Annotated in this window: 16 protein-coding genes and 1 tRNA gene; 11 read left to right on the plus strand and 6 right to left on the minus strand. The window is 28.9% G+C overall.

The genetic code is table 11. From position 1 onward, the window contains the following. Window positions 1-8 precede the first annotated feature (8 nt). Genes ACIJYB_RS03205 through ACIJYB_RS03220 form a run of 4 tightly spaced genes read right to left on the minus strand, consistent with a single transcriptional unit; the run spans window position 9 to window position 5,100 of the window. A complete protein-coding gene (locus ACIJYB_RS03205) occupies window positions 9-572 on the minus strand; it encodes a sarcosine oxidase subunit gamma (protein WP_435152235.1) in 564 nt (187 codons plus the stop codon). After that, window positions 565-3,570, minus strand: a complete 3,006-nt coding sequence (locus ACIJYB_RS03210; protein ID WP_435152238.1) for a sarcosine oxidase subunit alpha family protein — start codon at window positions 3,568-3,570, stop codon at window positions 565-567. Before ACIJYB_RS03210 ends, ACIJYB_RS03205 begins: the two co-directional genes overlap by 8 nt. 1 nt (window position 3,571) lies before the next feature. Beyond that, window positions 3,572-3,847, minus strand: a complete 276-nt coding sequence (locus tag ACIJYB_RS03215; protein WP_435152241.1) for a sarcosine oxidase subunit delta — start codon at window positions 3,845-3,847, stop codon at window positions 3,572-3,574. Further along, the gene (locus ACIJYB_RS03220; RefSeq protein WP_435152244.1) at window positions 3,847-5,100 is read right to left on the minus strand and encodes a sarcosine oxidase subunit beta family protein; all 1,254 of its coding nucleotides are present in this window, start codon (window positions 5,098-5,100) and stop codon (window positions 3,847-3,849) included. The genes ACIJYB_RS03215 and ACIJYB_RS03220 overlap by 1 nt, the downstream gene beginning before the upstream one ends. Window positions 5,101-5,167: 67 nt before the next feature. Here ACIJYB_RS03220 and ACIJYB_RS03225 point away from each other — a divergent pair. Then, window positions 5,168-5,259: transfer RNA gene (locus ACIJYB_RS03225), tRNA-Ser, on the plus strand. Here ACIJYB_RS03225 and ACIJYB_RS03230 read toward each other — a convergent pair. Then, window positions 5,260-7,482, minus strand: coding sequence for a lytic transglycosylase domain-containing protein (locus ACIJYB_RS03230; RefSeq protein WP_435152247.1), 2,223 nt, complete (start codon window positions 7,480-7,482; stop codon window positions 5,260-5,262). A gap of 43 nt (window positions 7,483-7,525) precedes the next feature. Here ACIJYB_RS03230 and dapA point away from each other — a divergent pair, with 43 nt between their 5' ends. Genes dapA through recO form a run of 10 tightly spaced genes read left to right on the plus strand, consistent with a single transcriptional unit; the run spans window position 7,526 to window position 14,853 of the window. Next, window positions 7,526-8,407, plus strand: coding sequence for a 4-hydroxy-tetrahydrodipicolinate synthase (dapA, locus tag ACIJYB_RS03235; protein ID WP_435152250.1), 882 nt, complete (start codon window positions 7,526-7,528; stop codon window positions 8,405-8,407). Beyond that, window positions 8,407-8,877: an SsrA-binding protein SmpB gene (smpB, locus tag ACIJYB_RS03240; protein WP_435152253.1), complete on the plus strand. Its 471-nt coding sequence runs from the start codon at window positions 8,407-8,409 to the stop codon at window positions 8,875-8,877. The genes dapA and smpB overlap by 1 nt, the downstream gene beginning before the upstream one ends. Beyond that, a complete protein-coding gene (folK, locus tag ACIJYB_RS03245; protein WP_435152256.1) occupies window positions 8,843-9,355 on the plus strand; it encodes a 2-amino-4-hydroxy-6-hydroxymethyldihydropteridine diphosphokinase in 513 nt (170 codons plus the stop codon). The genes smpB and folK overlap by 35 nt, the downstream gene beginning before the upstream one ends. A gap of 19 nt (window positions 9,356-9,374) precedes the next feature. Further along, complete coding sequence (locus tag ACIJYB_RS03250; RefSeq protein ID WP_435152259.1) at window positions 9,375-11,120, plus strand: RelA/SpoT family protein; 1,746 nt, start codon at window positions 9,375-9,377, stop codon at window positions 11,118-11,120. Then, window positions 11,077-11,664, plus strand: a complete 588-nt coding sequence (gene pyrE, locus ACIJYB_RS03255; protein ID WP_435152261.1) for an orotate phosphoribosyltransferase — start codon at window positions 11,077-11,079, stop codon at window positions 11,662-11,664. Before ACIJYB_RS03250 ends, pyrE begins: the two co-directional genes overlap by 44 nt. Then, the gene (locus tag ACIJYB_RS03260) at window positions 11,661-12,380 is read left to right on the plus strand and encodes a pyridoxine 5'-phosphate synthase (protein ID WP_435152264.1); all 720 of its coding nucleotides are present in this window, start codon (window positions 11,661-11,663) and stop codon (window positions 12,378-12,380) included. The genes pyrE and ACIJYB_RS03260 overlap by 4 nt, the downstream gene beginning before the upstream one ends. A 3-nt stretch (window positions 12,381-12,383) precedes the next feature. After that, window positions 12,384-12,770, plus strand: coding sequence for a holo-ACP synthase (gene acpS, locus ACIJYB_RS03265; protein WP_435152266.1), 387 nt, complete (start codon window positions 12,384-12,386; stop codon window positions 12,768-12,770). After that, window positions 12,767-13,504 (plus strand): signal peptidase I, encoded by a 738-nt coding sequence (lepB, locus tag ACIJYB_RS03270; protein WP_435152269.1) that lies wholly within the window; start codon window positions 12,767-12,769, stop codon window positions 13,502-13,504. Before acpS ends, lepB begins: the two co-directional genes overlap by 4 nt. Next, on the plus strand, window positions 13,504-14,166 hold the full coding sequence (gene rnc / locus ACIJYB_RS03275; protein WP_435152272.1) for a ribonuclease III: 663 nt from the start codon (window positions 13,504-13,506) through the stop codon (window positions 14,164-14,166). Before lepB ends, rnc begins: the two co-directional genes overlap by 1 nt. A 6-nt stretch (window positions 14,167-14,172) precedes the next feature. After that, window positions 14,173-14,853 (plus strand): DNA repair protein RecO, encoded by a 681-nt coding sequence (gene recO, locus ACIJYB_RS03280; protein ID WP_435152275.1) that lies wholly within the window; start codon window positions 14,173-14,175, stop codon window positions 14,851-14,853. Here recO and hemB read toward each other — a convergent pair whose 3' ends face one another. Further along, window positions 14,854-15,843, minus strand: a complete 990-nt coding sequence (gene hemB / locus ACIJYB_RS03285) for a porphobilinogen synthase (RefSeq protein ID WP_435152278.1) — start codon at window positions 15,841-15,843, stop codon at window positions 14,854-14,856. It abuts the gene before it with no gap. Between the last annotated feature and the right edge of the window lie 27 nt (window positions 15,844-15,870).

Here is a 15,870-nt window from a genome sequence, read left to right on the forward strand (position 1 = left end):
GAATAACCTTATAACCTTGACGCACTATCATTTATCCAAGAGTACAAATGCTCAGAAAATGAACGTCTAACAAATAAATTAACTAAATTTTCACCTTTATTATGAATTATTACGTCAATGTTGTTTAGCAATGTTTGTGTAGTAGAGCCTTTTTTTTCTTTAAATTCATTAAAATTAAAAGGACTACCAGAAGAAAATAACTCATATATATTTGCACCCTCTAATTCTAACAATACAAACTGATCAGTTACATCAACAACTGCACCTAAATTAGTTTTTGAAATACTGTTATACAAATTTTCTTCAAGATCATATTTGTTTGAATCTTTTTCGATTTCTTCGTTTGATATAACCATCCATTCATCAGGACTAAGCCATATAGAAGTAAGTTTAGAGCTAGATGACGAAGTGTTAGCTTCTGTGGGTAAAATCATATCCAAATGTTTACCGACTGTTGTAAAGAATTCTCTTTTTTTTCCTCTTAGACCAAGTTTCATTATAGGAGATAATTCTTTTACAGATACACCGTTATAATTGATCTGATTATTAATTGGTGAATTATAATTAAGCATTTAACCTCTTATTTTCTGTATCAAAAAAAACTGGATTAGCTACAGTAACATTGATCGTCTTATCCTCCATGGGGATTAATAATTTTGTACCCATCATATTTTTTCCACTTCTTACGACTGCAAGAGCAATAGATTTTTTTAAATTTGGACTATAGTAACTTGATGTTACATGACCTAGCATATTAACAGGAGATTGATTTAATTCAGAAACGATTTGAGCACCTTCTTCTAAAACTATATTTGGATCATCTGTTAAAAGTCCAACTAACTGTTTACGTTCTTCTTTCATGGTGTCAGATCTATAAAGTGATCTCTTACCAATAAAATCATATTTCTTTTTGCTTACTATCCAATCCATTTGAAGATCAATAGGTGTCATTGTTCCATCAGTGTCTTGGCCTACGATTATAAATCCTTTTTCAGCTCTTAATAAGTGCATAGTCTCAGTTCCATATGGAGTGATGTTAAACTCTTTGCCAGCTTCCATGCATTTTTCCCAAATAGCTTTACCATAATTAGATTGAACATTGATTTCATAACTATGTTCACCAGTAAAACTAATTCTCATAATTCTACATTTAATTTTTCCAATTTGAGCATTTTTAAACGACATATGAGAAAAACTTTCTTCAGATAAATCTAAATCAGGAATTAATTTTTTTAATATCTTCTTACTATTAGGACCACATATGCTAGCGGTTGCATAATGATCAGTAACAGAAGTTAAATAAACATCTAGTTCAGGCCATTCAGTTTGCAAATAATCTTCAAGTTTACCCAAGACATTAGCAGCACCACCAGTTGTTGTTGTCATTATGTAGTGATTTTCTCCAAGTCTCGTTGTTACACCATCATCGTAAACCATACCATCTTCATTAAGCATCAAACCGTATCTGCATTTACCAATACCAAGTTTTGACCAAGCATTTGTATAAACTCTGTTTAAAAATTCTGATGCATCGGTACCTTGAATATCAATTTTACCTAAAGTTGATGCATCTAATATTCCAGCACTTTCTCTGGCTGCCATGCTTTCTCTTTGTACAGCTTCATGCATTGTTTCACCATTAATGGGGTAATACCAAGCTCTCTTCCATTGACCAACATTTTCAAACTCAGCTTTATTTTCTATATGCCAATCATTCATTGGAGTCCTTCTGAAAGCATCGAAGTATTCACCAACATTTCTTCCGACAATTGTTCCAAATGTTAAAGGCGTGTAGGGGGGTCTAAAAGTTGTAGTTCCAAGGTCACCCATTTTTACACCAGCAGTGTCAGCAATAATTCCAAGAGCATGCATATTTCCAAGTTTACCTTGATCTGTTCCCATACCAGTTGTTGTATATCTTTTCACATGTTCAATTGATCTAAAACCTTCTCTTAAAGCTAATTTTATATCTTTCGCTGTTGCATCATTTTGATAATCAACAAATGGTTTAGTTTTTCCAATTGGTTTATCTGATGGTAATAGCCAAATATTTCTTTTTGAATTTTCTTCTTCACCTTCTATCAAGATATTGTCAAAATCTGATTCATTAACTTTTAAAAATTTTTTTAAATTAATTGATAAATTATTAATAATTTCTTTTAACTTAAAATCTCCATTACAAGATCCAACACTCAATTGTTCAGACGTATATTTGTTTGGCAAAAATATTTTGTCATTTTCATCAAATTTTAATTTTCCACCAGATTGTGTGAATAAATGAACAGCAGGAGTCCAGCCACCAGCAACACCTAGACAATCACAAGAAATATTTATCTTACTACCTGTAACAGATAAACTGTCATTAGATAGTTTCATAGCAGAAATACCATTTAACCGTTTATAGCCACTTGTATCAACAATTGTATGAGACCAATGAATTTTAATACCTGCTTCTTCTACTGCTTTTACAATCTTTGAATTTGAACTTTCTCTAATATCAATTATTGCTTCAACATTTATTCCTTTGTCGTGAAGACAAATAGCACTTTCATAAGCACTGTCATTATTAGTAAAAAAAACATTTTTTTTACCAGAAACTACACCATAAAAATCTGCATATTTTTTTACTGCAGATGAAAGCATAATTCCAGGTCTGTCATTATTATTAAAAATCAGCGGTCTTTCTAAAGCACCCGTTGCAAGAATTACTTTTTTAGCTCTTATTTTTAAAAGTCTTTGTCTAATTTTTCCTTGTTTGTCTTTCTTCTCTAAATGATCTGTTAGGTTTTCTCTTGCTAACAAATAATTGTAACCATGAAACGCAGCAACACTAGTTCTTGTTTTAATTTCAAGATTTTTTATATTTTTTAATTCTTTTATTTCTTTCTTAAGCCAATCAGATGAACTTTGATTTTCAATTTTATTAAATTCTCTGTTTTGATATATTGTTGATCCACCCAATTCGTTTTTTTCATCAACAAGTAAAGTTTTTAAGTTATTTTTAGCAGCATTCTTTGCAGCCAATATTCCTGAAATACCCGCTCCAACCACCAGTACATCACAATGAATATATCTGTGATCATACACATCAGGGTCTTTTTCTGTTGGTGATTTACCCAGTCCTGCTGAGTGTCTGATAACATATTCATATTTTTCCCAGAAACTTGCAGGCCACATGAAAGTTTTGTAATAAAATCCAGCTGGTAAAAAAGCTGAGATAGCATTATTAATTCCCCCTATATCAAAATTAACACTAGGCCAACAGTTTTGACTAGAAGCTTCTAAACCTTCATAAATTTCTACTTCCGTAGCTCTTACATTAGGCTCTGTTCTATTTGTGCCATCATTTATTTGAACTATTGCGTTTGGCTCTTCAGAGCCAGCAGTCATTATTCCTCTTGGTCTATGATATTTGAAACTTCTTCCAACTAAATGAACATTGTTAGCAAGTAGAGCAGATGCGAGCGTATCTCCCTTAAATCCGTGGTAAGTTTTTCCATTAAATTTAAACGAAATTCTAATAGTTTCATCAATAAATTCGCTAGGTTTTATTCTTAAGTTTGTAGACATATTATTCTGAAGGAGGTTTTTCGCCCATTTTATAGATTAACTTAATTTCATCATTAGATGTATCTCTCACCATATTAAACCATTTTCTACAACCGTGTGCATGGATCCATCTCTCAAATTGAACACCTTTTATATTTTTTCTCATGAATAAATATTCTGCCCATTCATCATCACTTAGTTCTGTTGGTTGTTTTGGTCTCTCTATATGAGCTTCACCACCAGCTTTAAATTCTTGATGATCTCTTTCACCACAATATGGACAATTTATAATAAACATTAATGAGCAACCGCTGCAGCACCATGCTCATCAACAAGGTCACCACTTATAAATCTATTTAAATTAAATGCTGCATTAAGTTTATGAGGTTCATCATTTGCAATGGTATGTGCAAATAAATCTCCTGAACCTGGTGTTGCTTTAAATCCGCCAGTACCCCAACCACAATTAAAATACAAACCTTTGATAGAAGTTTTACTTAATATTGGGCTAGCATCTGGACATATATCTACAATCCCTCCCCATTGTCTAAGCATTCTCATTCTACTAAAAATTGGATAAAGTTCTAAAATTGCATTTAGTGTTCCCTCTACAATTTGATGACTACCTTTTTGTGAATATGAAACATAATCATCTGTTCCTGCACCAATTACTAATTCCCCTTTATCAGATTGGCTAACATAAGCATGCACAGCATTAGACATTACCACAGTGTCAATTATTGGTTTGACAGGTTCTGACACTAAAGCTTGTAAAGGTTTGCTTTCAAGTGGTAATTTTAATCCAGCCATATTTGCAATAACACTAGAGTGGCCAGCCGCAACAACACCAACTTTTTTTGTTTTTATAAAACCTTTAGTAGTTTCAATACCTTCAATACTATCACCATTTCTTTTAATTCCTTTTACTTCACAATTTTGAATTATATCAACACCCATTTCATCTGCACCTCTTGCATAACCCCAAGCAACAGCATCATGTCTTGCTGTACCAGCTCTTCTTTGAAGTGTTCCACCTAAAACAGGGTATCTAATATCTTGTGAAGTATTAATAATTGGGCAAAATTTTTTAACTTCTTCGGTACTTAAGTAAACTGCATCTATCCCATTTAATCTATTTGCATGAGTTCTTCTTTTTAAATCTCTTACATCTTGGAGATTGTGTGCAAGGTTCATTACACCTCTTTGGCTAAACATTACGTTATAGTTTAGTTCTTGAGATAAACCTTCCCAAATTTTTAGTGCATAATCATAAAGACCAGCGCTTGCATCCCACAAGTAATTTGATCTAATTATTGTGGTGTTTCTTCCTGTATTTCCACCGCCAATCCAACCTTTTTCAACAACAGCAATATTTTTCATATTGTGTTTTTTTGCTAAATAATAGGCAGTAGCTAATCCATGACCACCTCCACCAACTATAACTGCATCATATTCTTTTTTTGGTATGGGATCTTTCCATGCTCTTTGCCAATTCTCATGATATGAGAAAGCATTCTTGATTAACGAAAATATAGAGTACTTATTTTTCATAATTATCGAATAATTACTTTATAAATATTGAATTTTCAATACAATCACTTAATACACTATGTCATACGGAAGAGTGGGTGAGAGGCTGAAACCAGTCGTTTGCTAAATGACCGTGCGAGGAAACTTGTACCGAGGGTTCGAATCCCTCCTCTTCCGCCACTAAAATAGAGGCTTATCCTTGAAGAAGTTTGTCATTTTTATTTGCTTTTTTTCCAAGATATATCTGTAAACGTTGTAGTTCTCTAATACTCGTTGAACATAATTTCTTGTTTCTCTAAATTTTATAAGCTCAACCCAATCAACATAATCTATTTGTTTTTTTTGAGGGTTTTTGTTTAATTTTTTCCAATATTTAACTCTATTAGGGCCAGCGTTATAAGCGGCTACAGCAAAAGGGTATGCGCCATCATATTGAAGTATTAATCCAGCTATATAATGAGAACCTAAGTTTATATTGTACTCCGGATCAGTAGTTAATCTTGATTTTGAATACGGAAGCTTAGATTGTTTTGAAACTAATTTTGCTGTGTAAGGCATTAGTTGCATTAGACCTTTTGCTCCAGCATGACTATTTGCACTTAAATCAAATTCACTCTCTTGTCTTATAATTGAAAGTATAAAAGCACTTTCTGGAATTTTACGACCATTAATAGTTTTTGGTGTGCTTATAATTGGGTAGTTAAATTTATTATGAAATCTTTTTTGGTACGAAGATATTTTTGATATTTGTATTGCAAAATCATACCTCTCAATATTAGTAGCAAGCTCAGCTGCTAAAATTTCACTACCATTTGTGATGTTGTCATTTGCGAGATGTCTCAAAATAAATTTTGTATATTTGTCATTTTTAAGTTCATCTAAAAGATAAGTAATCTTCACTAATTCTTTATTAAAAAAAACTTTTCTATACTTATCATCGACAACCATATCCTTTTCTAATTCAAATTTAGCATTAGGATTTAGTTTTAAAAAAGCTAATTGACCATAATAAGTAGTAAGAAATTTAGAAGCTTCTTTGTACCATTTGTTTGATTGATCTTTGTTTCCTAACTTTTCATAAGTTCTCGCAAGCCAATAAGCGCCTCTTGAGGTGCTTATTGGGTAATTTACATTTTTATAAAAATTCTGAAAATGATCTTTAGCTAAAAGAGGATCTTTTAAAAAACTTAATGCTATCCAACCACTAAGCCACTCTGCTGCTGCAAAATCAGATCCACTTGACATTCCGTGATTACTTGAGATTTTGTATGCTGTTTCATAATTTTTTTTATAGATTAAAGCTCTTGAAATAATTTCTCGTTCTTTCCACCATTTTTCAGGTTTTACCAAATACTCTTTATTATTTTTGATATTTAGTAGAATTTCTAACGAGGAGTCTACTCTTCCTCTCTTTCTTCTCCATTTCAAACGATCATAATTTAATCCAGCATCATTTTTTAATTTTGTAGGTACATTTTTAATTGCCTGATCAACACCATAGCCTTTAGTCATTAAAATGTATCTTGCTGTATATAGCAACTCATAATCTGTTGGCAAATATCTTAATAATCTTTTTAAATCCCATCGCTTACTATTCCATGCTAAATAATCGGCTCTTTTAATATAGTCATCTGCATTTAAATATTTTTTAAATTTTTTTCTGTAAAATCTTAATTCATTTTTAGATAAATCTGCAGTTATCCATCCATCTTTTATTAATTTTGCTCCTTTGTTTTTTTCACCAGTTAAAATAAAGCTTTCACCAAGTATCATTTTACCATATCCGCTTAAAGGTTGATCAACACTAAACCAATTAATTATTTTTTTTGGGGAAACTTTAGCAGTAGACAGCTTGTGTTCTGCAAGATATTTTAATCTTCCAATTCTTGGATAGTGAGAATTTTTATCAATGAAAACTTTGTAGTCATAGAAGGATGCTTGATTTCCTTTTGTTAATAAATGCCTCCATTGTATGAAATTATAAATTGATTTATCTTTAGCTTTTTTTGCAATTCCAAGAGATGTGGACCACTTACTTTTTTTCATTTCTGAAATAGCTTTTTTGGCTATTTCAAAATCTTTTTTATTGTAATATTTCGATATTTTAACACTTCTAACAGTGTTTACGCCGCTTATAGTTGGTTTCTTTTTAGGTATATTAAATGATAATTTAATCTTTTTTTTTGTTTGAACAATTTCCTTTTCTTTAACTATTTTACCTTTATTTTTTTTTGGTTTTTTAAGAGGTTTAAGAATATTTTTAGAAATTTTTTTATCTAATTCTTCGGTAGTTAAAGATGGTTTTTTTAAAGGTATAGAGGAAATTACATCAGCAAAAACATTATTTTGAATTACTGAAAACGAGACTAATAAACCAATAAATAATAATAAATTTTTGAACATAATCTTTTAGTATATGAATCTATAAACTATGTTATAAGTATTTATGTTCAAAGGATCAAATGTTGCTTTAATTACTCCATTTAAAAATAATGGCCTAGACGAAGAAGCTTATATAAAGTTAATTCATTTTCATATAAATAATGGTACAAGTGGTCTTGTCCCAGCAGGTACTACTGGTGAGTCTCCAACTCTTAGTCACAAAGAGCATCAAAAAGTCATAGATTTATGCATCAAAGAGAGTGCTGGTAAAATTCCTGTAATTGCAGGAACTGGATCAAATTCAACAGAAGAAGCAATTTCCTTAACTACCCATGCAGAAAAGGCTGGAGCTGACGGAGCTCTAATTGTAACCCCTTATTATAACAAGCCTACACAAGAAGGATTATATCAACATTATAAAGCTATTAATGACAAATGTGGAATTCCTATAATAATTTATAATATTCCAGGAAGGTCTGTAATTGATATGTCTGTTGAAACAATGGCTAAACTTTTTGAATTAAAAAATATAGTTGGTGTTAAAGATGCTACAGGAGATTTAAATAGAGTTGATCAACAATTATCAAAAATGGGTAAAGAATTTATTCAGATGACAGGAAACGATGATAATGCTTTTGAATTTAATAAAAGAGGCGGTGTTGGTACAATTAGTGTTACAGCAAATATAGCACCAAAACTGTGTTCAGATTTTCAAAAATTTTCTATTTCAAAAAATAATGATGAATTAAATAAAGCAAAAAAATTAGACGAAATATTACAACCTGTTCATAGTGCTATGTTTATTGAAAGTAATCCGAGCCCTGTAAAATATGGAGCTAAATTAATGAACTTATGTGATGACGAGGTAAGATTGCCCTTAGTCAAAGTATCAGACAATGCAAAGGTTATTATTAAAAAAGCTTTAGAGTCTGCAAAATTGATTTAATGAACAAAAAAACCAACCCTGGTTTAAAAATTATTTGTTTAAACAGAAAAGCAAGTTTTAATTATTTTTTTGAAGACCTTTTGGAGGCTGGCATTGTTTTAAAAGGTTCTGAAATTAAATCTATTAGAGATGGAAAAGTAAATATTGCAGACTCTTATGCTGTAGAAAAAAATGGTGAATTAGTTTTGATAAATTCACATATAGCAGCTTACAAACAAGCAAGTTATTCAAATCATAACCCAATGAATGAAAGAAAACTTTTATTAAACAAGAGAGAAATAAATAAGTTAATAGGTAAAATGCAAAGGGATGGCTTCACAATAGTACCAACAAAAATGTATTTTAAAAAAGGTAAAGCTAAAATTGAGTTGGCTGTAGCAAAAGGAAAAAAACAGTTTGATAAAAGAGCCACAAAAAAAAATAGAGATTGGAACCGTGATAAAGCCAGATATATTAGAAAAACCAGTTAATGTAGTTTATTTAGGAATTGGCTCAAATATCGGTAATAGAATTACTTATATTGAAAAAGCAAAATCCTTATTATTAGATAACAACATAAATCCCATCGCAATATCTAGTTACTATGAGACTCCATCTTGGCCAAATCCAAAAAATCCCAAATATACAAATATCGTTCTAAAGGTTTTATGCGTACATAATCCAAGGGAATTATTATATTTATGTAAAACTATAGAAGTAAAATTGGGAAGAAAAAAATCTCCTAAAAACGCACCAAGAGAATGTGATATTGATATAATTGATTTTAAAGGCATGATTTTAAGAGGCGAATTAAATTTACCACACAAAATGATGCATAAAAGAAATTTTGTTTTATTTCCTTTGTTTGAAATTGAAAAAAAATGGGTTCATCCGTTAACAAAAACAAACATTAAAGACTTAATTTTAAGCTTATCAACTAATGAAATTAGATCTATTAAACAAATTTGAATTAATGCTATAATAAAAAATGCTTAATTCACAAGACCTAATAAATAAGGTTAAAGTTTATAATAAATTTTTAAATCCAGAAAGATTAGATAAAGCATATAATTTTGCAATTAAAGCTCATAAAAATCAAAAAAGAGCATCAGGAGATCCTTATTCTGTACATCCAATTGAAGTTGCAAATATTTTAACAGAACTAAAATTAGATAGTGCAACAATTACAACTGGTTTGCTGCATGACACTATAGAGGATACTTTTGCAACTTATGAAACTATTAAAAGTGAATTTGGCGATGAGGTGGCTGAATTAGTTAATGGAGTTACTAAAATTTCTGTTTTTGAAAATACAGCAGGAGCAAATTCAAAGGTTGAAAATTTTAGAAAACTTATTTTAGCTACATCAAAAGATATTAGGGTTTTATTAGTCAAAATAGCTGACCGACTCCATAACATGAGAACAATTAAAGCTATAGCTAAAGAAGAGAAGAGACACAGAATTGCACAAGAAACCATGGAAATTTATGCGCCACTTGCTGATAGAATGGGTATGCATAGAATTAGAGATGAACTTGAAGATTTGTCATTTGAAATTTTAAATAACGAAGCAAGAGAATTGATTAAAAATAAATTAGATGAAATTAAATCTGATACAAAAGATATATTTGAGTCATTATCTTTTGAATTAAGTGAAATATTAAATGATAACCACATTAACGCTGAAATTCATGGTAGAGAAAAAACACCTTTTTCCATTTGGAGAAAAGTTCAAAAAAAAAGAATTTCATTAGAACAAATTACAGATATTATTGGATTTCGAATTAAACTCTCCACTATAGATGAGTGCTATAAAACACTTGGAATTTTTCATAAAAAATGGAATTGTATTCCTGGAAAATTTAAAGATTACATATCATCACCTAAGATAAATGGTTATAAATCACTTCACACATCTGTAATTGGTTCAAATAAGAAACCAATTGAAATTCAAATAAGAACTCATGAAATGCATGAATTTGCAGAAAGGGGAGTTGCTTCACACTGGAAATATAAATCTTCTGAAAAATTTAATTCATTAAGTTGGAAAGAATATGATTGGTTAAAGGACTTAGTTGAAATTATTGAAAAAAATGAAAACCCTGAACATTCCTATGAATATACAAAGTTACAAATGTTCCAAGAAAATGTCTTTTGTTTTACACCTAAAGGCTCAGTTATAAAATTACCAAAAGATGCAACGCCAATTGATTTTGCTTACGCTGTTCATACTAAGATAGGAAATACAGCAATAGGATGTGAAATTAATGGAAATAAGTCTGAATTACAGGACGTTTTAAGAAATGGTGATAGAGTTAATATTATTACTTCTAAAAATCAATCACCATCATTACACTGGATACCAATAACAAAAACAGGAAAAGCAAGATCAGCAATTAGAAGATATTGGCACGATAAAGGTGAGCAAAAAGAAGAAAGAATTAAAAAATACAATACAACATTATGGATTTCTTTACCGGATCAACCTGGTCAACTAGGAGATATTAGCTCTTTAATAGGTAGGCATAAACTTAATATTTCTAATGTTGAAATGGCTGGTAAAAATGCAAAATATATTAACTTTAAATTCAAATTGATCATAAACAACTTGAAAAACTTCACAAATTTTATTGCAGTGCTAAAACAAAAGAGTATAAAATTTAAGATAATTAGACACGAAGATAAAAGAAATGCTTTCACTCAAAAAATCCTTAAATATTTTAAAAAAAACTGATGCTCTTTTAGAGGGACATTTTATTTTATCTTCAGGTTTACATTCTTCAAAATATATACAATGTGCAAAACTTTTAAGCTTCCCAAATTTAGCTGATAAAATTTGTAAATCTTTAGCTAATAAGATTAAAAGAAAATATAAAAAAATAGATTTAATTTTAGCTCCAGCAATGGGTGGTGTTGTTATAGGTTATGAAATTGGAAGACTTTTAAAAAAAGAAACTATATTTTGTGAACGTGTTAATGGAAAATTTACATTAAGAAGAGGGTTTAAAATTAAAAAAGGTGCAAATGTTTTAATTATTGAAGATGTTATAACTACAGGAAAATCTAGTTTAGAATGTGTTAAATTAATTAAAAATGCTAAGGCTAAACTATTGGGATTTGCATCCATAATAGATAGATCAACAAAAAAATCACTAAGAATTAAAACAGGAATTACATCTCATCTAAAAATAGATGTTCCAACATTTAGTGAAAAGCAATTACCACAAAGTTTTAAATCAATTCCCATTACAAGACCAGGAAGTAGATTTATTAAGTGAAAAGATTAGGTGTAAATATTGATCATGTAGCAACAATAAGAAATTCTAGAGGTGAACATCATCCAGATCCATATTATGCAGCATTACAAGTTATGAAAATGGGTGCTGACTCTGTAACTATTCATTTAAGAGAAGATAGAAGACATATTAATGATTTGGATGCTAAAAAAATTTGTCAATCAAAAAAAATTTTAGTTAATCTTGAAATTTCAATGAATGAAAAGATTGTTAGAAATGCCCTTAAAATAAAACCTGACTATATTTGTATTGTTCCAGAAAATAGAAAAGAAGTAACAACTGAGGGTGGTTTAAACTTAACCAAAAACAAAAAAAAATTAAAAGATATAATTAAAAAATTTAAAAAAAATAAAATCAGAACCAGTTTATTTATAAACCCTTCAATTAGAGATGTTAAGAAGTCAAAAGAATTTAATGTTGATTGTGTTGAAATTCACACTGGTAAAATATCTAATCTAGTTAAATTAAATAAAACATATCACAATGAATTAGATAGAATAAAAAGATCATCAATCTTTGCAAAAAAACTTGGTATAGAAGTTCATGCAGGTCATGGATTAGATTATAAAACCACAAAAATCTTGAATAAAATTAGAGAAATCGAAGAGTTTAATATTGGTCACTATATAATTGGTGAGTCAGTATTTTTTGGGCTTTCAAAAGTTATAAAAAATTTTAAAAAAATTATTAATAAGTAGCTTATGAAAATACTTGGCATTGGTGTAGATATTATTGACAACAAAAGAATTAAAAAATTGATTAAGAATAATAAATTTAAGAATAGAATTTACAGTACTAATGAATTAAAATTGTCATCATTATCAATATATAAAACTAGTTTTTTTTCAAAAAGATTTGCCGCAAAAGAAGCATTCGCCAAAGCCTTGGGAACAGGATTTAGAAATAGTCTAAATTTCAAAGATATAGAGGTAATTAATGATAAATTAGGAAAACCTTATTATGCCAAAAATAGAAAAATTACAAAATTAATTCAAAAGAATTTTAATGTTAAAAATTTTAATTGCTTCTTATCTATTTCTGATGAAAAGGGTTATTCAACTGCATTTACAATAATTCAAACAAAATGAAATTAGATAAAAATTTTTTTTCTGAAAATATTAAAACTTTATTTTATGCTTTAATTATTGCTATCATAATAAGATCTTTTTTAATCCAACCTTTTTATATTCCATCTTCATCAATGGAACCCACTTTAGTTGTTGGGGACAGACTTTTTGTGACTAAGTACTCATATGGATATAGCAAACATTCATTGCCATTTAGTCCAGCAATATTAAATAAAAGAATTTTGTTTAAGAATCCAAAAAGAGGTGATGTGATTGTTTTTAAAACACCTGCAGACAATAGAACAGATTATATCAAAAGATTAATAGGTCTACCTGGTGATCGAATACAATTTATTGATGCAAATTTGTATCTTAACAGTAATGAAATATTTAAATCTAAAATAAAAAGTAAAACTAAAATATATTGTGGAAATACACCAATTGATGTTTATAGATTTGAGGAAAAATTGCCTAATGGAAAAAAATTTCATACAGTTTATTTAAAGGACTACACTTATCAAAACTCTGATGAGTTTATAGTTCCCAAAGATCATTATTTTTTTTTAGGAGATAATAGAGATTGTTCAAAAGATAGTAGATTTTTATCAAGTGTTGGTTATGTTCATAAAGATAATTTAGTTGGTAAAGCTCAGTTCATTTTTTTTTCATCAGATAAAAAGATAGGCAGTATTTTTGCTTTTTGGAAATGGCATAAATCTGTAAGATTTAACAGATCATTTAGTAAGATTAATTAATGAAAATCAAATATCAAGATTTACAAAAAAAAATAAATGTTAAATTTAAAAATTTAGATTTATTGACACAATCACTTACGCATAAAAGTTTTAATGCAAATAAAAACAATGAGAAATTAGAATTTCTCGGTGATAGAGTGCTTGGATTAGTTGTCGCTAAAAAACTTTTAGAAACTTATCCTGATGAAAAAGAGGGTATACTTGATAAAAAATTTGCATCACTTGTTAATAAAAAAACCTGTCTTGAGATAGCCAAAAATATAGATTTAGAAAAATTTATTCTAACTTTTAATCCAAATAATAAAAAAATTAAAATTGAAGATAAAATCATATCTGACAGTTGTGAGGCTTTAATTGGAGCCATATATCTAGAGAAAGGTTTTAATATTGTTGAAAAAGTAATTTTATATTTATGGAAAAAAAATCTTATACAAAGTGTTATTACACAGATTGATGCAAAAACAAAATTACAAGAACTATCTTTAAAAAATTTTAAAAAGCTACCAACCTATAAATTAATTTCAAACAGTGGTCCTAGACACAAACCATTGTTTAAAGTTGGAGTAAAACTTCCTAATTCAAAATATTTTATTGCTTCTGGTAAGTCCAAAAAAGATGCTGAACAAAATGCTGCCGTTGAATGTTTAAAAAGTATAAAATGATTATATATGAATTGGATAGATGAAGGTTTTTTAATTAGTAAAAATAGATATAACGAAAATTCACTAATTACGGAATTTTTTACAAAAGATAGAGGAAAAATCTCTGGTATTATTTTTGGCGGAACATCAAAAAAAATAAAGAATTATCTGCAGATCGGAAACAGATTGCACATAAATTATAATTCAAAAAGCAATAACAGAATTGGTTATTTCAAAGTAGAAATATTAGATGCCTATAGTCCTTTATACTTTGATCATAAACAAAAATTGTCTTGTATCAGTTCAGCCACAAATTTAATCAAAATTTTAACAGCTGACTCCCAAGCAAATATAAATGTTTATAAAATTATTGAAAATCTTTTTTTAATTTTAAAGAATAACGATTGGTTGAAAAAATATATCTTTTGGGAATTGGATCTTTTAAAACTTCTTGGATATGACCTTGAATTAGAAAATCTTGTAGAAAAAGATATAATTAAAAATGAAATTGTTTATTACGCAAAATCCTCTACAGAAAAAAAATATGTACCTAATTTTTTAATCGAAAAAGATCTAGAGGTTATCGATAAAAAAACTTTATTAAATGGATTAAAGCTAGTCGGAGATTTTCTTGATAAAACAATTTTAAAACCAAATAACTTAAACTATCCAAATAATAGGTTACTATTTATTAACTCTTTAAAATAATTAATATAAAATTTTATCTATTCTATCCGCATAATAGCTAACTATTGCATTCGAACCAGCTCTTTTAAAAGCAACTAAACTTTCATAAATAGCATCTTCATTTATTAATTTTTTCTTAATTGCATTTGAAATTAAGCTGTATTCACCAGAAACCTGGTATGCAAAAACAGGAATTTTAAATTTTTCTTTTATCGATTTAATTATATCTAAATATGGCATACCAGGTTTAACCATAACCATGTCTGCACCTTCTTTGATATCTAGAGCCACTTCTCTTAAAGCCTCATCACTATTTCTAAAATCCATTTGATATGTTTTTTTATCGCCTTTTAAAGATCCTTTAGATCCTACAGCGTCTCTAAAGGGACCATAAAAACTTGAAGCATATTTTGCAGCATATGAAAGGATTTGAACATTTTGAAAATTTGATTGATCTAAAGCTTTCCTTATTTTTCCAATTCTTCCATCCATCATGTCAGAAGGTGCCAACACATCACAACCCATTTCTGCTTGTAATAATGATTGATTAATTAAAACTTCTATTGTTTCATCGTTTATAATTTCATTTGATCTAACTAGTCCATCATGACCATGTGATGTATAAGGGTCTAAAGCAACATCACACATTATTCCAATTTGATTTTTATATCTTTTTTTAATATCAATGATTGCTTTACAAACTAAGTTATTTTCATTTAAAGACTCTGAACCTATCTCATTTTTTAAATTATTTTTAGTTTTTGGAAAAAGAGCAATCATTGGAATGCCTAGTTTAATTGCTCTATCTATTATTTGAGACAATCTATTAATGGTATAACGATAAACACCAGGCATAGATGATATTGATTCTTTTTTATTAGATCCTTCTATTAAAAATATAGGTAATATAAAATCACTCGGGCTAAGTGTATTTTCTTGAATTAACTTTCTAGACCATGAAGACTTTCTATTGCGTCTAAGTCTCAACTGTGGATATTTACCTGTAATCATGTTTTAATTATCTTTTAAAATGCGACA

The sequence above is a fragment of the Candidatus Pelagibacter bacterium nBUS_44 genome (assembly GCF_051200895.1).
GTDB lineage: Bacteria > Pseudomonadota > Alphaproteobacteria > Pelagibacterales > Pelagibacteraceae > Pelagibacter.

Bases quoted from the DNA above. Each gene is read 5' to 3' on its own strand.
- recO (WP_435152275.1), top strand. From the start codon at position 14,173: ATGAATTGGATAGATGAAGGTTTTTTAATTAGTAAAAATAGATATAAC.
- pyrE (WP_435152261.1), top strand. From the start codon at position 11,077: ATGCTTTCACTCAAAAAATCCTTAAATATTTTAAAAAAAACTGATGCT.
- ACIJYB_RS03205 (WP_435152235.1), bottom strand. From the start codon at position 572: ATGCTTAATTATAATTCACCAATTAATAATCAGATCAATTATAACGGT.
- ACIJYB_RS03250 (WP_435152259.1), top strand. From the start codon at position 9,375: ATGCTTAATTCACAAGACCTAATAAATAAGGTTAAAGTTTATAATAAA.
- ACIJYB_RS03230 (WP_435152247.1), bottom strand. From the start codon at position 7,482: ATGTTCAAAAATTTATTATTATTTATTGGTTTATTAGTCTCGTTTTCA.
- hemB (WP_435152278.1), bottom strand. From the start codon at position 15,843: ATGATTACAGGTAAATATCCACAGTTGAGACTTAGACGCAATAGAAAG.
- ACIJYB_RS03215 (WP_435152241.1), bottom strand. From the start codon at position 3,847: ATGTTTATTATAAATTGTCCATATTGTGGTGAAAGAGATCATCAAGAA.
- rnc (WP_435152272.1), top strand. From the start codon at position 13,504: ATGAAAATCAAATATCAAGATTTACAAAAAAAAATAAATGTTAAATTT.
- lepB (WP_435152269.1), top strand. From the start codon at position 12,767: ATGAAATTAGATAAAAATTTTTTTTCTGAAAATATTAAAACTTTATTT.
- dapA (WP_435152250.1), top strand. From the start codon at position 7,526: ATGTTCAAAGGATCAAATGTTGCTTTAATTACTCCATTTAAAAATAAT.
- ACIJYB_RS03210 (WP_435152238.1), bottom strand. From the start codon at position 3,570: ATGTCTACAAACTTAAGAATAAAACCTAGCGAATTTATTGATGAAACT.
- ACIJYB_RS03220 (WP_435152244.1), bottom strand. From the start codon at position 5,100: ATGAAAAATAAGTACTCTATATTTTCGTTAATCAAGAATGCTTTCTCA.
- acpS (WP_435152266.1), top strand. From the start codon at position 12,384: ATGAAAATACTTGGCATTGGTGTAGATATTATTGACAACAAAAGAATT.
- smpB (WP_435152253.1), top strand. From the start codon at position 8,407: ATGAACAAAAAAACCAACCCTGGTTTAAAAATTATTTGTTTAAACAGA.